The 17,451-nt window shown below is 47.4% G+C and carries 14 protein-coding genes; 4 read left to right on the top strand and 10 right to left on the bottom strand.

All coding sequences use genetic code 11. From position 1 onward, the window contains the following. Positions 1-306: 306 nt before the first annotated feature. Positions 307-2,028: an ABC-F family ATP-binding cassette domain-containing protein gene (locus QGP82_RS24115; RefSeq protein WP_499061284.1), complete on the bottom strand. Its 1,722-nt coding sequence runs from the start codon at positions 2,026-2,028 to the stop codon at positions 307-309. 130 nt (positions 2,029-2,158) lie between these two features. Next, positions 2,159-2,884, bottom strand: a complete 726-nt coding sequence (locus QGP82_RS24120; protein ID WP_499061285.1) for a DUF928 domain-containing protein — start codon at positions 2,882-2,884, stop codon at positions 2,159-2,161. Between the two features lie 96 nt (positions 2,885-2,980). On the opposite strand from QGP82_RS24120, the gene QGP82_RS24125 reads away from it, so the two are divergent. Then, positions 2,981-3,595 (top strand): hypothetical protein, encoded by a 615-nt coding sequence (locus QGP82_RS24125; protein ID WP_499061286.1) that lies wholly within the window; start codon positions 2,981-2,983, stop codon positions 3,593-3,595. 16 nt (positions 3,596-3,611) lie between these two features. Here QGP82_RS24125 and QGP82_RS24130 read toward each other — a convergent pair whose 3' ends face one another. Next, positions 3,612-4,160: a hypothetical protein gene (locus tag QGP82_RS24130; protein WP_250564855.1), complete on the bottom strand. Its 549-nt coding sequence runs from the start codon at positions 4,158-4,160 to the stop codon at positions 3,612-3,614. A gap of 213 nt (positions 4,161-4,373) precedes the next feature. Here QGP82_RS24130 and QGP82_RS24135 point away from each other — a divergent pair, with 213 nt between their 5' ends. After that, positions 4,374-5,684, top strand: coding sequence for an AAA family ATPase (locus QGP82_RS24135; RefSeq protein ID WP_348918747.1), 1,311 nt, complete (start codon positions 4,374-4,376; stop codon positions 5,682-5,684). A 95-nt stretch (positions 5,685-5,779) separates the two neighbouring features. On the opposite strand, the gene aroQ is transcribed toward QGP82_RS24135, so the two are convergent. The 3 genes from aroQ to QGP82_RS24150 all read right to left on the bottom strand — a co-directional run bounded on the left by aroQ (position 5,780) and on the right by QGP82_RS24150 (position 7,907). Next, a complete protein-coding gene (aroQ, locus tag QGP82_RS24140) occupies positions 5,780-6,223 on the bottom strand; it encodes a type II 3-dehydroquinate dehydratase (protein ID WP_163661997.1) in 444 nt (147 codons plus the stop codon). A gap of 109 nt (positions 6,224-6,332) precedes the next feature. Further along, positions 6,333-6,488 carry a hypothetical protein gene (locus QGP82_RS24145; protein WP_156828345.1) on the bottom strand — a complete coding sequence of 52 codons (156 nt, stop codon included), beginning with the start codon at positions 6,486-6,488 and terminating at the stop codon, positions 6,333-6,335. 150 nt (positions 6,489-6,638) lie between these two features. After that, positions 6,639-7,907 (bottom strand): competence/damage-inducible protein A, encoded by a 1,269-nt coding sequence (locus QGP82_RS24150; protein WP_163671564.1) that lies wholly within the window; start codon positions 7,905-7,907, stop codon positions 6,639-6,641. 130 nt (positions 7,908-8,037) lie between these two features. Here QGP82_RS24150 and QGP82_RS24155 point away from each other — a divergent pair, with 130 nt between their 5' ends. Then, on the top strand, positions 8,038-9,588 hold the full coding sequence (locus QGP82_RS24155; RefSeq protein ID WP_499061287.1) for an ArnT family glycosyltransferase: 1,551 nt from the start codon (positions 8,038-8,040) through the stop codon (positions 9,586-9,588). 90 nt (positions 9,589-9,678) lie between these two features. Here the strand turns inward: QGP82_RS24155 and QGP82_RS24160 are convergent, their stop codons facing one another. Continuing rightward, positions 9,679-10,740 carry a glycosyltransferase family 4 protein gene (locus QGP82_RS24160; protein WP_163661996.1) on the bottom strand — a complete coding sequence of 354 codons (1,062 nt, stop codon included), beginning with the start codon at positions 10,738-10,740 and terminating at the stop codon, positions 9,679-9,681. A 288-nt stretch (positions 10,741-11,028) separates the two neighbouring features. Further along, the gene (glyA, locus tag QGP82_RS24165; RefSeq protein ID WP_163661995.1) at positions 11,029-12,309 is read right to left on the bottom strand and encodes a serine hydroxymethyltransferase; all 1,281 of its coding nucleotides are present in this window, start codon (positions 12,307-12,309) and stop codon (positions 11,029-11,031) included. Between the two features lie 385 nt (positions 12,310-12,694). Between glyA and crtB the strand changes: the two genes are divergently transcribed. Further along, positions 12,695-13,624, top strand: coding sequence for a 15-cis-phytoene synthase CrtB (crtB, locus tag QGP82_RS24170; RefSeq protein WP_163661989.1), 930 nt, complete (start codon positions 12,695-12,697; stop codon positions 13,622-13,624). Between the two features lie 102 nt (positions 13,625-13,726). Here crtB and QGP82_RS24175 read toward each other — a convergent pair whose 3' ends face one another. Together QGP82_RS24175 and QGP82_RS24180 are read right to left on the bottom strand one after the other, a co-directional pair. Next, positions 13,727-14,167: an RNA recognition motif domain-containing protein gene (locus QGP82_RS24175; RefSeq protein ID WP_163661986.1), complete on the bottom strand. Its 441-nt coding sequence runs from the start codon at positions 14,165-14,167 to the stop codon at positions 13,727-13,729. Between the two features lie 709 nt (positions 14,168-14,876). Beyond that, positions 14,877-17,420, bottom strand: a complete 2,544-nt coding sequence (locus QGP82_RS24180) for a M48 family metalloprotease (protein ID WP_499061288.1) — start codon at positions 17,418-17,420, stop codon at positions 14,877-14,879. Positions 17,421-17,451 lie beyond the last annotated feature (31 nt).

Genomic DNA, 17,451 nt, shown 5'->3' on the forward strand with positions numbered 1-17,451 from the left:
GAATATAGAGCATCTAGCTATATTTTTTTCTCTGTTTACCCCCAGTTTGTCAATGAGTTGAATTACTCATTGGAATAACCACGTTGTCAATAGATTTTTCTATTTGAACAGCTTTACTCTGTGTTTTCTTAGCACCCCAAAATTAATGCTATTGAAAATAACTGTGGGCAAGGATGCCTATATACTTCCAAGTCTATGGTGTGCTCTTGAGTAACTGTCAGAACTATATAAAAGTTTTGGGAGCATGACAGAAGTACATCTGAAACCTTATATTAATGTCCGTAAGGAAGGATGCAGTGTCAATGGTTATCCCTTTTTCTTGGCAGCGGCCTTGGCCTTTTGCTTATCCTTTTGTTTCTGCCGTTTAGCGGCTGCTTTAGCTGATCTTTCGGCTTCTATTTTTTCTAATCTAGCCCGTTCCTTCTCCTGGGCTATTTTCTCAAGATAGTAGCTATAGTCACCGCGATACAGCCGTAATTCACCTTCTCGGATTTCTACAATCTTATTGGCTACCTGGGAAATGAAAAAGCGGTCGTGGGAAACGATGAGAACAGTTCCCTCATATTCTTTTAACGCCGACTCTAGCATTTCTTTAGCTGGGATATCCAGGTGGTTCGTGGGCTCATCCAAAACTAAAAGGTTAGCTGGGGCAAGTAGCATTTTGGCCAAGGCTAAACGAGCTTTCTCACCACCACTGAGAGCGGTTACAGGTTTGTTTACCATGTCGCCGCTAAATAGAAAGCGACCTAGGAGGGTGCGTACTTCTTCATTTTTCCAGGTGGGCACCTCATCATGAATAGTGGCCATGACCGTTTTATTAAGGTCCAAGGCCTCTGCCTGATTTTGCTCAAAGTAACTAGGAATGACATTGTGCTCCCCTAGGGTGGCATCGCCTTCTACAGGCTTTTCTAGACCCATGATTAGGCGCAGAAGCGTCGATTTGCCAGCGCCATTGGGGCCCACAAAAGCGATGCGATCGCCCCGCTCAATCAGCAACTCTGCCCCTAAAAATAAAATGTTATCACCGTAAGTATGGGTGAGGTCGCTGATTTGAACGACTTCACGACCGCTACGAGGGGCGGGGGGAAACTTAAATTGCAAAGTTCTAACGTCGGAAATGGGAGCTTCGATCAGCTCTATTTTTTCCAACTGTTTCTCACGACTCTTGGCCTGGGTGCTGCGAGTCGCACTGGCACGGAAGCGATCGACAAAGGTTTGCTGTTTAGCAATTTCTTTTTGCTGACGATCATAGGTGGCCTGTTGAGCAAGCTTACTTTCCGCTTTTTGAGCCAGATAAGCGCTGTAATTACCCAAATAGGTAGTGGAGACGCCTCGCTCAGTTTCTACAATCTGAGTACAGAGGCGGTCGAGGAATTCACGATCATGGGAAATGATCACCATCGGTGTCGTTAAGCCTTTGAGATAGCCCTCAAGCCATTCGATGGTTTCTAGATCCAGATGGTTAGTAGGTTCGTCCAGCAGTAATAAATCTGGAGCTTTGAGCATCACCTTGCCCAGACCCATGCGCATTTGCCAACCGCCACTGAAGGAGCTAACTAGTCGCTCTCCATCATCATTTTGAAATCCCATTTCGGGCAGAATCTTCTCAATTTTGGATTCCAAACCGTAGCCGTCAAGAGCTTCAAACTTCCGTTGTTCGCGGTCTAGGGCCTTAATCAACTTTTCTAGTGCATCTGGGTCGGCACTTTCCATATGTATAGGAATTTCTGCCAGCTTTTGTTGAACTGTGTTGGCTTCTTCAAAGACTGTCCAAAATTCTTCACGTACGGTGCGGCGGGGATCAACTTCAAATTCTTGATTGAGATAGCCGATGTGTAGTTCATTGGGGCGAATGACATTGCCGCTGGTGGGTTCAACTTCCCCCATGATGATTTTAAGCTGAGTGGATTTGCCAGCCCCGTTAACCCCCACTAGACCAATGCGATTACCTGGTTTGACCTCCCAGGTAACGTCTCGCAATACTTCTCCGGTAGGATAAACCTTTGTAATGTTTTCGAGACGCAGCATAGGTTAATGAGTGAGATTACCAACGTTGAACGCGTTTATAAACTTTAACAAAAATCAACGTACAGTTTGTTTACTGTAGGTTAAAGCCTTGGTTTAATTTGGCGATCAACAGTAGCTAAAACATTGCTAATTAGGGTAGGAGAGGGGCATCCGCAATATTCTCTAGCCCGATAGATTCTAGTAGGATTTGCCAGCTGGCAATGGCCTGACGGTCGTTGGGTTGCTCCTGTAGATGGTCCGTTAGAGCACGGGTGGTATCAAACCACAGGCTGTTTTCAGCTGCGATCGCAGCTCGACTAATTCCGTCACTATTTGCGAGGGCTGCCGCCAAAGTAGGATCAGGCTCCAATCGTTCTACAAACCCCTCCGCCATCATCACGGCAATTGTCTCATCGGAGCAGTAAATCTCTACGCTCCAGTAATAATAATTCTCTGCTTTGAGGGGGGCCAGACCGATATTACGAGGAAGCTCTAGAGTGGCAATGCCTGCTGTGGGGGCGGGGACAAAAGCCGTCTGGTAAATCGGCTGAAAGATGCCCTCTTCTTCACTAACAACTTCGTAGAGGTTAAATTCGACATGGCTAGCGTTGTTGCTAGGCATATACCACTGGAATGCTGGATAATTATCTGTGGTGTAGCCCAGATCATCGTCTGGAAAGATGGATGTCAGCTGAGGGGCTTGTGGATCACTAATGCAGCTAGCACCAGCGGGGGAACGGGTGCCTCCTGAAACGCGTACATTGGGAATACCACGAGGTTTGGGGATATAGCCAGGAAATACTTCGGCACTCGTGGCCATTACAGATAGCCCCAACGTCACTGGAGCTAATGCTGAGACAAGGCTAAGAATTTTCATGGAAACCTGAGATGCTTGATACTAGACTGAGGTGTTCAGGCGACTAGAGTTTTGAGGGCTATTGTTCAAAGATATAGACGTCATCGCTAAACACTTATGGACTTTGATACTAAGCAGACTGTAAGACAATTTGTATTGGGCATAGGCGCTTTAGGGATCGTCCTAGCCCCTGGCTCAACCGAGGTTGCCGCTGAGACGTTGGCTAATCACCAAGAGGTTGAGTTTGCTGCCGGTAATGCCGTTAACGTTAAGCAGGAACCGTTGGCCCCCAGTGAGTTTGCTCGTTATGAATCTGCTAAGTTCAGTGTGGATTACCCCAGGGAATGGCAAATAGCCTCCCAAGAAGATAATGGTGTGGCAATTGTCAGTATTGCCGATGGCGTCAATATGCCTATTCGCACCGATATTGTAATGCTCCGGGAAGATCCGCAGACTGCTGTGCCCCAAAAACTAGATCAAATCGTGGCTGACGCAGTAGCTGTGCAGCGCTACTCCCTGGTTGCTATCGATGGACAGTCGGGGTTTCGGATTTGGTACGAGCCAGAAGCTGGGCAACAAGCACTAATCACATTTGTGGGTTATGGTAACGAGCAAACAGTTGTCCTCTCCAGTCAGTATTCCCAGGTTGAGGATGCTGAAGTCCTGGTTACTCAAATTCATGATTCATTTGTGAATCATTCAATTGCCCGCGCGGCTAAGCCTGAGCAGTGATATAAACATCGTGGGCCTAGTGTCGTCGGGTGTAGTAAGAAACTTCTAAGTCAGCACACCAGCCAGCATTCGTGTTTTCGTATAGAAATACGGCATCTACACGGAAATAGCGGCCATCGTGAAAGATGCAGTCACCCACACGGGGAATGATGGGATACACCGCAAACCATAAATAGTCGCGGCTGGGCATATTGGTATTGGTGGGCATTGGGATTTTGGCCAATACCTGAACTTTGTAGCCATTCCCTGTGTAGCTTGCAGAAGGTGTTGGTGTAGAAGGCGGGCTAGTGTTTTTTTTGGCAGGGCTAGATCGAGTTTTTGTCGTTTTTGCTGTGGCCTTCGGTTTAGATAACGATTTTGATACTTTTTTTGCTGTTGGTTTAGCTGAGTTTTGAGGTGGGGCAACGGCTGGCGACTTGCTGAGTTTCTCTGGCGTAGCGAGGGAAAGATCCGTTGGCGATTTGTGTTGAGACTGGGGAGATACGTCAGGATCAGCGGGTGGTTTTTTTCTGCCCTTTTGCATAAAGGGATTGCCGATAAAGGGATTACCTTGCGAATCACCCATAGCTACTCCTGGACTTTGTTGTGGATAACCTAGCATAGGTTGTCGAATTCCATCGAGAAACCCAAGTTTTCCCATCGGTTATGGAAAAGCGGTGCAAAATATAGTCCAAGGGCAAAATCAGTCTTTTTAGGCATTCACATACGCTTCAGCATGCTTTATTCATCAGGTTCGCGTTCAGTCAATCTTACGTATTTAATTCTAGAAGCGTTGCGGATGTCTCCCGCCTCCATTCCTTACTACGTCAGTCAGTTTCTGGCAGAGAGCTTTCCTGAAAAGGAGATTTTAGAGGGGGATAGCTACTATTTTGATCTTCGTAAATATGCTGAAGAAGGACTGTGTACGACCCAGGTAATTAGCACGGTTGATTTGCCACCAGGCTATGCGGCAAGTGCCCGCGAAGCAGTTGTGCATAACCATGTAATGACCCTCTGGGATGCCAAGAACCAGAAACTGCGCTATGAGCAAAAGAATTTTTGTTTTGAGGTCCAGTGGCAGGAGCACATATTGATGGTTTTACAGCTGTCCTGGCCTCAGGGGTATTTTGACGATTGCCGTTATTACTGGATTTTGTCAGATACCCAGGTTGTTGCCGATAACTTTTTTGCTGATGTTTGTAAATGGAACTCCCAAGTAAGGGAAGAAGTTTTGGTGTTTGAGGGGGGCTTTTGGCAAAAAAATCGTGATTTATACGCGTCGATTAAAAGTGCCACGCTCGAAAATCTAGTCCTGGCTGGCACCCTCAAAGAAGATATTTACAAAGATGCTCAACGCTTCTTTGAATCGCAGGCTATGTATGCCGAGTACAACGTGCCTTGGAAGCGTGGCCTTTTGTTTATTGGCCCGCCAGGCAATGGGAAAACCCACATGGTCAAGGCGTTAGTCAATTCTTTGGGATATCCCTGTTTATATATCAAGAGCTTTAAGACCCGTCAGAGTAGTGATACTGATAACATGCGCTTGGCCTTTAATCGGGTTAGGGAGGCTGCCCCTTGCATTGTAGTGATTGAAGATTTGGATGCTCTAGTAGACGATGAGAATCGATCGTTTTTCCTGAATGAGTTGGATGGTTTCGCCCTCAACGATGGAGTGTTGATGATTGCCTCTACCAACCACCCAGAACGGTTAGATATCGCAATTTTGGAGCGTCCTAGTCGGTTTGATCGCAAGTATCATTTTGAAGCACCTGGAATGGACGACCGCGTGGCTTATTTGCAGCTTTGGAATCAGAAGTTGAAGTCAGAAATGCAGTTATCGCTGGATGAAATTGATGCGATCGCAACTACCTCTGAGAATTTTTCCTATGCTTATCTCAAAGAGTTGCTGCTGTCAGCCAGTATGGTTTGGGTTCAACAACGCACACCGGGCACCATGGCCAGTATCATGGTTGAGCAGCTTAAAAAACTTAAGACGCAAATGCAGAGCCAATCTTCCGAGTCTAAGGGCCAGGATGAGCACCCAACATCCGATATGAATGGGGCGGCATCGGATAAAGTAACCTCTGACTCTGCAACTGCTGAGACTTGAACCACCCCATTAAACTAGTACTCTGTGGCGTAAGTTTGCCCACTATAAATGTGGACGGGGGGATGCAATAGCTCCCAAAATTCTGCCATCGGGTACTAGGCTGAATTTTGTAAATGATTGACCAGGGCTCGTAGACCCAGGTAATAGCTATTTATGCCAAAGCCGCAGATTTGACCAATGGCAATGGGGGCAATGTAAGAATGGTGACGAAATGCCTCACGCTTATGAATATTGCTGAGGTGGACCTCAACCGTTGGAATATTTACAGCGGCAATGGCATCACGGATGGCAACACTTGTGTGAGTGTAGGCTCCAGGGTTTATCAATAATCCTTGATGCTTTTCACTAGTAGCCTGTACTGCATCCACCAAATCACCTTCGTGATTAGACTGATAGGTGCTAACCTGCACACCCAAAGACTCAGCCAGAGATACTAAGGCCTGATTGATATCATCCAGGGTATCGTGACCGTATATTTCAGGCTCACGTTTGCCCAACATGTTCAAATTAGGGCCATGAACTACGAAGATACTATCCAATGAGTCACCTAAAGCTACACATGGAATAGTATCAAAGACTAACCAGCGAAGCGACAGAGGTTAATCCTAGGACAATACTTGAAAGCCCATTTATAAATGATGCTGGGGCTTAACGACGGCGGCGATCGTTAACTGGAATAGGGATTGCTTCTGGCTCCGGTTGTGCTGAAGGGCCAAGCAAAGAGTCTAAAACCCGATTTACCCAGTTCTTCAACTTTTCCAGAATTTTGCCAATATCCATGAGCCAGGCTGCTCCTAATCTCATCTGGTGCGGTCTCATTTAACAAGACCATTATAAATTCCACAAATAGCAAATCAACTTGAAGTAAAGTTCAGTGAAGTTACTTGTGGAAGTATTCACCATAATAACGAATTAGCAGAAATGATCAAGGTGTTGTCATCCCGATGTCGGTACTTACACTGTCTGAGGATTACTGAGTAAGGTACGTCGGAGTATATCTAGCGCGGTGTTACGACTCATTAAACGAATCCACTCGCGGCTTTTACGATGGCCAAACCGGCATTCAATATGCCACGTAGTTGTCTGGTTTGCCACACCAATAAATACTAAACCAACAGGTTTCTGCGGACTGCCGCCACCAGGACCGGCAATGCCTGTAATACTGATGCCCCAATCGGTTCGCAGCCGTGCACGGACACCACCTGCCATTTGTTCAGCAACTGGAGCACTGACAGCCCCATGGGTTACTAAATCCTGAGGCGAAACTCCCAGTAGCCGCTCTTTAACGGTGTTGTCATAGGAGATAATTCCCCCCATAAAATATTGGGAACTGCCTGGAACGGCGGTAACCATGGCACCCAGCCCACCCCCGGTACAGGATTCGGCTACAGCTAGAGTGGCAGCTTGTTCTATGAGCAACCGCCCGACAGCATTGCCCAAGGTCTCATCGTCTTCTCCAAAGCAGTCGACACCACCAATGGCTTTGAGTTGTTTGGCGACAGGGTCGATGAGCTGTTCAGCAGCGTTTAAAGAGTCTGCCTTAGCTGAAATTCGCAGCTTAATCACGCCGTCGCTGGCGTAGGGGGCAACTGTTGGGTTTTCTAGCTGAAGAAAATCATTGACTTTGGCGGCCAGACCTGACTCACTGGTGCCCCAAAATTTGAGGGTGCGGCTATGAATGATACCATTGCTCCACCCTTGATCTTGTAGATAAGGAACAGCAGTGGTTTGCCACATGGAGTACAGTTCTCGCGGTACTCCTGGAAACGTCATGATGTGCAGTCCGGGGCGAGGTTGCCAGAGAATACCGGGGGCTGTGCCTTGAGTATTCGGTAGTATATCTGCACCTTCGGGAAGCCAGGCTTGCTTACGATTGTTATCAGTCATAACGCGATCGCGCTGAGCAAATTTAGCTTTAATATCAGCCAGAACCTCGACGTTTTCCACTAGCGGTACCCCAAAGAAGTCTGCAATCGTTGCAGTTGTAATGTCGTCAGGGGTGGGGCCAAGGCCACCGGTAAAAATAATCAACCGTGACCGTTCACAGGCAATGGCGATTGCTCTTGCTAAGCGCAGTGGGTTATCACCCACAACGGTTTGATAGTGATGGGAAATACCCAAATGGGCCAGCTGCTTGGCCAGGTATTGGGCATTACTGTTGAGAATATCGCCTAAAAGTAGCTCAGTTCCCACACATATGATTTCTGCACTGCCGGTGATCATGGTTGGCCAAGATAGGTCGTTAATAAAGGAAAGCGGAGAAAGTGCCCTGTGTTGGTTGATGGTAAAGCATTTCTTGCAAATTTGATCTGATACTTGGAAGGTGCGTGCGCTTTGCAATTGGGATGAAAACATGGCCACTGGAAAATTGATGCAATGGCCAAGCTGGCTGATGGGGCTGGTAATAGGCTCTTGGATTTTACGAATACTTATTGCATGGCTGTTGCCGCCAGGGTTTGATGAAGCTTACTACTTCTTGTACACCCAGCATTGGGATTGGAGTTATTTTGACCATCCGGTCATGGTGGCGTTGACGACGGCACTGGGTCCCTGGTTAACGGGGTATATTTCACCCTTGACGATCCGACTGGGGGCATTGATTCTATATGGCCTCAGTACGTGGTTGCTCTATTTAAGCGGGCGGCAGTTGTTTGGGGAGAAAGTTGGGATGGGGGCAGTTGCGATCGCCTCCCTATGCCCGTTATTTATATTCAGCTTTGGTCTGCTAGCAGCCCCAGATAACGCCTTGATCTTTTGGTGGTCAGTGACGATGTATGTGGCTGTCTTGGAATTTTTCCCAGTGAAGGGACCCTATCAACCCACTGCCAAAATTGCTTTGATTGGTCTGTTGCTAGGGCTGGTCTGTCTGAGCAAATATCACGGCTTTGTTTTAGGGCTGAGTTTGGTGGGGTTTTGTTTAACCAGCACGCGTCATCGTCAAGCACTTGTGTCCGTATGGACCTTGGCCGCCCTAGGGCTTTTTAGCCTGGCTTTACTGCCGCTGGTGTACTGGAACCTTCACCATGATTGGCTCTCCTTTGGATTTCACTTATCTACCCGGTTTGACGGTGATGCCACGGGGCCTCAGTTTAATTTGCTGAATATGGTGGGGGTGTGGCTGGTGGGTATTGCCTACCTGTTTCCTGCCTTGGGGTTTCCACTGTGGTGGGCCATTGGTCGTCACCTCTGGCATGTACCCAACGGTGATTTGCGCCATCGATTTATTCTATGGCTAGGGTTGCCCATTGCGGCTGGGTTTACCTTGCTCGGCGGTTTTACCCGGATTTATCCGGCTTGGCCTGCTCCAGGACTGTGGAGTTTGAGTTTATTGCTGGCGGTGACCATGGCCGGCTGGTCATCCCAAACAGTAAGACGATGGTTGGTCAGCAGTGCCCTGGTGATAGCCACATTGTTAGTGTTTGCCCTGGGCCATGTCGCGCTGGGGACCCTACAGCGCCCCGGTGGCGTGGTTGAGGTGGTGGCACCAGAAACCGATCCAACCACCACCATGATTGACGTGGTACAGCTACGGCGACGGTTGCAAGAGGGGCGTGTGGGAGATGCGATCGCAGCCGCGAATTTTCTAGTGACGAATGAGTTCTGGCTCAGTGGATATGTAGACATGGCCATTAGCCCTCTCACGTCATCTCCCGTAATGGCATTTACTCAAGATCCACGGGGTCATGCAGTCTGGTTTCAGCCAAAAGATTGGTTGGGATATTCAGGGCTGTTTCTGAGTATTGCCGATGATGATCAATCTGAGATCCGAGCTACCTACGCCCCCTACTTTGAGCGGTTCGATTTGTTAGCAAGCGTAGACACTCAACGGGCAAGATCGACAACGGAGACGTTCTATCTATACGACGTTGGTCAACTCATAAAGCCCTACGATTATCCATATTGACGGTCGATAGATATAAGAGAGGGCAGGTATAAGGCCTGCCCTACGAATTTATTGTTTGTTGGCAGTGGCCATTGCCGATTCGTTACCGGTTCATCTCGCATGACGTTTAGCCCGCCAACCTGTGTAGCCTAATAATGCTGTTGAACCAAGCGCATAGGCCCTGCCACTGGGCATATCAGAGAAGGCCAACGCTAGACTACCCACCCATAGGGTCAAAGAGTAAATAAATAACACTGTAAAGCGATGGGATAATCCAGCATTTAAAAGCCGATGATGGAGATGTCTTTTATCTGCAACAAACGGGGACAGCCCTCGACGCAGACGAGCCAGGATGACCGCCGACATATCCAAGATGGGTACGGCCAATATCAACAAATAGGGCAAAAATACCGCAGCTGTTGTTACACCTTTGACCAGACCAATGACCCCTACCCCTGCCAGGGTAAAGCCCATGTAATAGGCCCCGCCATCCCCCATAAAAATTTGGGCAGGATTGAAATTGTACTTGAGAAAACTCAAGGCTCCACCGGCAAGAGCGGCGGCAATAAGGGCTGCAGCAGGCTGCTCCATAAACAGAGCTACCAGCATCATGACAATCGCGGCAATTCCGGAAACCCCAGCTGCCAAGCCATCTAACCCATCAATCCAATTAATTGCATTAGCCATCCCCACCAGCCATACAACCGTTATGGGTAAACTCACCCAGCCAGCTAGTTGAACAATGCCCAACCCTGGAATAGACACAAACTCAATATCCACCCCTACATGCCAGGTAATAGCCGCGACAACAGCCTGCATTAACAAACGACTAATGGCAGAAAGCCCAAATAGATCATCCAACAACCCGATTAAGAAGAATGCCAAGCCTCCCAAGGTAACACCCCAGATTTCAGCCTCAGGTTCATTAACCAGCTGTTGACCTTGGGCATCAACAAAGCCACCAATATTCCAAACAACCAATAGAGCCACGACGGAGCCCAAAAAAATTGATACGCCCCCCAACCTAACCATGGGGACTTTATGTACTTTACGGCCACCAGGCATATCAACTCGGCCACTGTGTAACCCAATTCTTTTGACAATCGGTGTAGCGACAAGAACCACAACAGCCGACAGCGTAAAAGCTAACAGGGGATATATCTGAAAGGGCATGGGTGACAGAGTAAGGGGGAAGACAACACAAGCTCTTATATGAACTCAACGCACAGGGTTGGCAGCACACACAATAGTCACCGTCACCCTAGCAGGTTTTCTAGATCTTTCAAGCCGGTAATTATATGGTTCAAATAACGATTATGGATTTGTCAAAGGAATTGGCGAGATATAGGGATTTTTATAAATCTTTGATACGTCAGGTACTCATGACGTATCAAAGATTCTTTGTAGGAATTCCATGGAAGATAGAGCAATTGTGAAGCTATCTAGCCATGAAGAGATTACCTAGGCCAAAATAGCCTCTGTTGGGTGGAGATGAGGATAAAGAGGAAATCGATTACAGAGAGCTGCAACACGATTTCGACAGTCAGTTTCAACATCACTATCCTCAGGGGAGAGTAGCCGATCAGCAATAATGTTGGCAATCTCCTTGAACTCTTCACTGCCTAGCCCGCGAGTGGTCATAGCTGGTGACCCTAAACGCAGACCACTGGTCACAAAGGGAGACTCTGGATCAAAGGGAACCGTATTTTTATTGGCTGTAATGTTGACCATGCTGACTAGAGCGTCAGCCTGTTTTCCAGTCATACCAATGGAACGCAAATCAACCAATACCAGGTGATTATCGGTGCCATCTGAAACCACCTTAAACCCTCGTGTCTGTAGCTGCGCTGCAAGGGCTTTGGCATTGGTAATTACCTGGGCGCAATAGGTCTTAAATTCGGGTTTAAGCGCCTCTCCAAAAGCGACTGCCTTAGCGGCTACGACATGCTCTAAGGGCCCCCCTTGGCTACCAGGAAACACGGCTTTATCAAACTTTTTACCCAAATCAGGGTCATTGGTCATGATCAGACCACCACGGGGACCTCGCAATGTTTTATGTGTGGTGGTGGTCACTACATGACAGTGGGGAATGGGATTGGGATGATGACCTGTCGCAACTAGCCCTGCAATATGAGCGATATCGGCCATGAAGTAAGCACCTACCTCATCAGCAATGGTTCGGAACTTATCAAAATGAATAGTTCGGGAATAAGCAGAATAGCCACAAATAATTATTTTAGGTCGATGCTCAAGGGCTAGCTTCCGAATTTCATCGTAGTCAAGTTGCTCAGTTTCCTTGTTAACGCCGTACTGGACAACATTGAACCATTTGCCCGATACATTCACCGGAGAGCCGTGAGTTAAGTGACCACCATGGGAAAGATCCATACCCAGGATGGTATCGCCGGGTTGTAGTAAGGCTAGAAAAACTGCAAAGTTAGCCTGAGCACCCGAATGGGGTTGAACGTTAGCGTGGGCCGCTCCAAACAGCTGTTTGACTCGATCAATTGCCAGAGCCTCAGCCTGATCGACAAATTCACACCCGCCGTAATATCGCTTATTAGGTAACCCCTCTGCGTATTTATTTGTCAGAACAGAACCTTGGGCAGCCATGACAGCAGGGGATGTAAAGTTCTCGCTGGCAATTAGCTCTAAGTGTTCCTGTTGACGCTGACGTTCGTTCTCGATGATGGCGGCAATATCTGGGTCAGTTTGTCTCAAAAATTCAAAATTAGTGGTCATGGGGATGGATACTTTAAGTTGGATAAGTCTGGTTGGCTGAAGAGTTAGGACAGGAATTTAATTCTTCGTGGTTTTACCAGCAAACTATAGTACCGTGCTGCAAAGGGTGGTTACCAGCTAGAGCCATCGCCTCTAGCTGTTTCAATTTCTGGTTAATTGAAACCTCACTAAGGTTAATGTTACGTTTTTGTATCAGAATGTAACGCTTGAAAATCTATAATGGATAAAATCCACGAAAACTTGTGATTAATCCTGTGCTTGGGCATTTACAAATGTTCAAGGATAGTAAGGTGAATTTGCATTTGTCATTAGCTGGCAAACATTCATCTCTTGTTTTTTGACTCCCTACTAGCTCTTGACGCTTTTTTGCTTAAGAAGGACACCCATGCTGCTGCAACCCACTACTAATGTCTCGCCTGCGTCCAAGTTGGCTTCTGTAGATGAGTCCTACGAACGCTGTCGGCAAATTACAGCTAAGTACTCAAAGACATTTTATATGGGTACGATGCTGATGTCGGAAGTCAAACGCCGTGCCATTTGGGCGATTTATGTATGGTGTAGGCGTACAGATGAGTTGGTTGATGGCCCTTCTGCTCAGTTCACGACTGAAGACACCCTTAATGATTGGGAGAAGCAACTAGAGTCTGTCTTTTCAGGTCATCCTCAGGATGACTACGATGTCGCTATGGTGGACGCTCTAGAGCATTTCTCCTTAGATATCCAGCCTTTCCGTGACATGATTTCGGGGCAACGGATGGATTTAGAATGCTCTCGATACGAGACCTTTGAAGATCTAAAGCTATATTGCTATCGGGTTGCAGGTACGGTGGGTTTAATGTCCACCGTAGTGATGGGTGTGGACCCTGAATACAACACAGCACCCTGGGCTAAGGCATTACCTTGTCCTACGGAAGAAGCTATTGCCTTGGGCATTGCTAATCAGCTCACTAATATCTTGCGTGATGTGGGAGAAGATGCCCGTCGTGGTCGCATTTACTTACCCCTCGAAGACCTTGAGCTATTCAAATATAGTGAAGACGATTTAATGAATGGGGTAATTGATGAGCGTTGGTGCGCACTGATGCGCTTTCAGATTCAACGGGCATTAAAGTTTTATCGTCAGGCAGAAAGCGGTATCAGTGTTCTAAGCCCTGATGCTCGCTGGCCTGTATGGTCTGCTCTGATGCTTTATCGCAAGATTCTGGATGTAATTGCTGAGAATCAATACGATGTCTTTAACAGACGTGCATTTGTCCCCACAGTACGTAAGCTGCTCTGCTTGCCACCTGCATTGCTTCGTGCTCGGGTGCTTTAAGCTAGCGTTGAATCCTCTAAAGGTTATAAACTTTCAGCATTAAAAAAAGCCAGGGGATGCATCCCCTGGCTTTTTCCTAAAGTCAAGTAGTGGAGGGCGCTTCTATGAAGCAGTTGTTTGGGCAGCTAGCATTTCCTTGAGCTTTTCCAAATCGGAAGCCCATCGAGGATCGGGCTGTGTGCTTTCAGGAGCTGGGGAAGAATAAGTAGCAGGCTTACGTCCACCGCCGTTACGCTTACCGCCCTTACGGTTATTGTTTCCGCCACTAGCATTAGTGCCCTCATTTTCTTTAGTACGGGGCATTGCTTTCTCAACCTTTAGAGTGATGTCTTGCAAAGCCTGACCATTGTACTTGGTAACAAGGGTGTCTGCAATCTCATCAGTTTTAACAGTTACGAACCCAAAGCCGCGGCACTTGCCAGTCTTTCGGTCAGCAATCAATTTTACTGAAACGATATTATCCACGTCTTCTGAGAAGACAGCTTCAAATTCCTCGCGTTCTAGATCGCGGGGTAGGTTGCCAATATATAAGCGCACTGACATGGGATACCTCTTAAAAAAATCTAAAAAACAACTGCGGCGGATAGGCAAACAAAAAATTAGCCAACTAGCCCTACCAGAGCTTGGAAATCTCTAGAAAATAGCTTGTAACTGTGGCTTGAAATGATTAACAAGTGACGAACCGCAGCAAAAAAACTGGCCATTTTAAGCGAGCAACTACGTTGATGAGCTAACAACCCTACTTAGGGGTCTGCAAAAATCACTTTAAAACTCTGGTAACAGTCAACTAAAACGACTACTCATCACTATCGTTACCAGAGAATTCTCATTATATTCAATGAGAACTATGACGTATCTCTACACCTTCAAGGTATCACGCTGTCCGATGCCTAGCCAAGCTATTCAGTGGTTTTTTTGGTGAAGCTCCCTAAAGATAGCGTAGAGTATGCCATCAAGTGTATTGGTCTGTTTTGTCCCTTCCGTGGGTAAAACCATTGAGGGCATTTACTCGAAGGGAAAGACAATTGATATAAGTAAATGATTTATCGTTAAACCATTTTTTCAAAACAACAGCATCTGTGTAATAAAAAAACCAGCCACTTTAGTAGGGCTGGTTTGCTGTGTTGAGAGTAGGAGAACCCGATGCCCAACGACAAATTGCTAAATAAACAATCTGAAACGAAATTAGGCAATCAGTACTCATTTACAATATTTAACATTTTCTGGTAATGGGTGCAACGTGTCGGTATGGTCAGCCGCCTTTGAAGATGAGCCAAAGGCCGTACGCCAAAGGGCAGAGGCTGCTAATGGTAGCCCATATGGGATGTTGAGCAATCTTGATTTGGTTTTGATCGTTTTGGAGGCGGTCAATATCAATCCAGAGGTGATGTCCTCGGCGAAACCATCCGGTTACCTGTAATGACTGTTGGAGCCAAGGGGTGAGGCTTTTGATATTGCCCAAGGGGCCAAAGTGGTTGGTGTAATGCAGTTTAATGCAGTTTTGGGGTGTGCGTAGTCGCCATTCTTGACCTAGCCAGTTTGCTAAGGCTGGGCGGCCTGTCAGAGTACCTTTGATAGTTACAGGTCGATGACTGAGGGGAATCAGCGTAGGATCTTTTTGCCAGCTTGTTAGGTGTGCTTCACTTTTTGGCTGAGTGTTGCTGATTTCTGGAAAAAAGGGATTGATCCTTAGTAACTGGCCAGTTGCGGCACAGATCAGAGGGATACCAATGAGAATGCTGCGATCTTTATAAAGCCAATCCAGTAGAGGGAAATCGAGGCTTGTCGCGATCGCACCAATGAGCCACATTACACCTGCTACACCCAACCCCACGATTAATCCAGACCATCCGCCCCCCTGGGACAGGAGTTCTTGCCAATCATGGGCAGAGAGAATGCGCGCTCTATTTTTGAGGGTCAGATGGGCAAAGTTGAGACTCGGTTTTAGTCGCCAATGCCGTCCATAAGCTCCTAGGGTATAGAGTCTATCTCCTAGGGGGGGGTGAGCTTGATTGATGGATAGCCAGTGCCGCAATGGATTAAACGCCCCCCAAGCATACTGTTGCACCGATGTCCCCGTTTCTTCCAATCCAACTGGCAGCATTAAGTCCAAACTTTCCAATAAAGGAGGCGTGTAGCCTTGCTGGGCGATAGCCTCTGCGTTGGCTTGTGACAATTTGGCCAGTGCCCGTACAAGGCCATTGGGATTGCCCGTAAGTTCGGTGGCGATGCGATCGCGATAGGGTGTGCGAATACGCGCTAAGCTACACCCGATCTTAGCCAGTAGCCAAAACATACAATAACTAAGAGTGGCGAGTGTACCAGCAGTCCACTGGATGAGGATTGGGCGATGCTCGCCGTGCCGTGCCAAGAACCAATAGACACTATGGCATCCTTGTAATAACAGCCCTAGTCCGGAAAACAAGATCCAGTCAAGTTTGGGCCAGTGGCTGATTTCATACATGATGATTGCGGCCAACTCATCGGGCTGTAGGCGATCGAGTAGCCCCTGGCTGACCACCAGTTGACCAACGCGAGGCTGCCAGCCATAGGAAAAAATAACGGCTAGTTCACTGTCTATTAGCTGAATTGTGGGAAATTTCCAGCGTCGATTTGTGCAGAGACGTCGTAATAACTGAGCAGCTTCCGGGCTGTAGTTTTGTAATTGTTGATGGGTGATTTGTTCAGAAGGGCGTAAAAGCAATGCCCATAACCAGGGCGCTGCCAACGTCAATAGTCCCAATCCAATCAGGACTGTCCAGGTCTGGTTACCCCAAAAAAATGGGGCTGGTCTAATATTGATCGGTAAGATCCGATCGAGAAACTGTAAGTAGCCGCGAATAAAGATCAGGCTAGTTTTTAGCGACCAACGAATTACCAAAAAAAGAATTGGGATTGTTGTTATTTGAGCAAACCAAAGTTTCCCTTTACTGACTTTACCTAGAGATTTCAGGGCTCTGAGGCGAGTGCCTTTGGGCCAAGTGTCAGGGCCATGTGGTGGAGGTGCAGAAGCTAGAGGGTGGGGGGGAGAGTCTTGTTGTTTTTGGTGAGGGGATTGTTGCTGTTTAGGGGGCTGTGGCTTTGGCCTTTGTGTGGACGTTCTAGTTTGCTGTGGTGTGGATGCAGCAGTTGGTGTACTTTTCGGCACTTGATTGACGCCTGTGTCAATGGTGCTCAAATCTTGTTTAGTGTTGAGCGTTTCATAATGGAACAAAGACGATCTGCCTACAGTTTGGTGAGTGAGGTCGTTGGTGGACTGAGGCTGTACGTTTAATGTCTGGTTAGAAAGTCCACGACTGTCAGCAATGGTTTGCTCACTGTGCGTTAGCGATTGGCTAGGGACGTCTTCAGCCAATGTTGGTTGGATGTCTGGTGAGGAAATACTGTCTTTTGAGGGGGGTGTTTGATTGACGGTCGGTGTCTGGTCGTTAAAAGGGATAAAGCCGCTGCTCTCAGGGACAAACCCGCTACTCTGGGGTGCTTCAGGTGTGCTATTGGGTCTCTTTAGTGATGGTTGGTCAGTCTCTAAATGTTTTAATTTATCGTGGGCCCATTGACGAATAGCCTGACTATGGCTGTTTAGTAGAGATTTGCATAGGGTTTGGGCCTGGATATTCGCTCCTTGGGCTTCATAGGTACGAATAAGACCCATTTGAGCTTTGAGTCGATGGTTTGTGCTGACCCCATCCGCTTGACTGAGCTGTGTAAACGTTGCGATCGCACGCTCATAATCTTTTTGCTTGAGTGCAGCTAGCCCGGTTTTAATCAAATAGTCCGGTGATCGATCTAAACCCATGCAGATATCCTCTGATGTTATTGACGGCAGT

Origin of the sequence: Leptothoe sp. LEGE 181152, assembly GCF_032906605.1 — a bacterium.
Taxonomy (GTDB): Bacteria; Cyanobacteriota; Cyanobacteriia; order Phormidesmidales; family Phormidesmidaceae; genus Leptothoe; species Leptothoe turfae.

What these genes read in the sequence shown, in the direction of transcription:
- QGP82_RS24125 (WP_499061286.1), top strand. Translation starts at nt 2,981, where the DNA reads ATGGACTTTGATACTAAGCAGACTGTAAGACAATTTGTATTGGGCATA.
- QGP82_RS24120 (WP_499061285.1), bottom strand. Translation starts at nt 2,884, where the DNA reads ATGAAAATTCTTAGCCTTGTCTCAGCATTAGCTCCAGTGACGTTGGGG.
- QGP82_RS24180 (WP_499061288.1), bottom strand. Translation starts at nt 17,420, where the DNA reads ATGGGTTTAGATCGATCACCGGACTATTTGATTAAAACCGGGCTAGCT.
- QGP82_RS24150 (WP_163671564.1), bottom strand. Translation starts at nt 7,907, where the DNA reads ATGATCACCGGCAGTGCAGAAATCATATGTGTGGGAACTGAGCTACTT.
- QGP82_RS24135 (WP_348918747.1), top strand. Translation starts at nt 4,374, where the DNA reads ATGTCTCCCGCCTCCATTCCTTACTACGTCAGTCAGTTTCTGGCAGAG.
- QGP82_RS24130 (WP_250564855.1), bottom strand. Translation starts at nt 4,160, where the DNA reads ATGGGTGATTCGCAAGGTAATCCCTTTATCGGCAATCCCTTTATGCAA.
- QGP82_RS24175 (WP_163661986.1), bottom strand. Translation starts at nt 14,167, where the DNA reads ATGTCAGTGCGCTTATATATTGGCAACCTACCCCGCGATCTAGAACGC.
- QGP82_RS24115 (WP_499061284.1), bottom strand. Translation starts at nt 2,028, where the DNA reads ATGCTGCGTCTCGAAAACATTACAAAGGTTTATCCTACCGGAGAAGTA.
- glyA (WP_163661995.1), bottom strand. Translation starts at nt 12,309, where the DNA reads ATGACCACTAATTTTGAATTTTTGAGACAAACTGACCCAGATATTGCC.
- QGP82_RS24145 (WP_156828345.1), bottom strand. Translation starts at nt 6,488, where the DNA reads ATGAGATTAGGAGCAGCCTGGCTCATGGATATTGGCAAAATTCTGGAA.
- QGP82_RS24155 (WP_499061287.1), top strand. Translation starts at nt 8,038, where the DNA reads ATGGCCACTGGAAAATTGATGCAATGGCCAAGCTGGCTGATGGGGCTG.
- QGP82_RS24160 (WP_163661996.1), bottom strand. Translation starts at nt 10,740, where the DNA reads ATGCCCTTTCAGATATATCCCCTGTTAGCTTTTACGCTGTCGGCTGTT.
- crtB (WP_163661989.1), top strand. Translation starts at nt 12,695, where the DNA reads ATGCTGCTGCAACCCACTACTAATGTCTCGCCTGCGTCCAAGTTGGCT.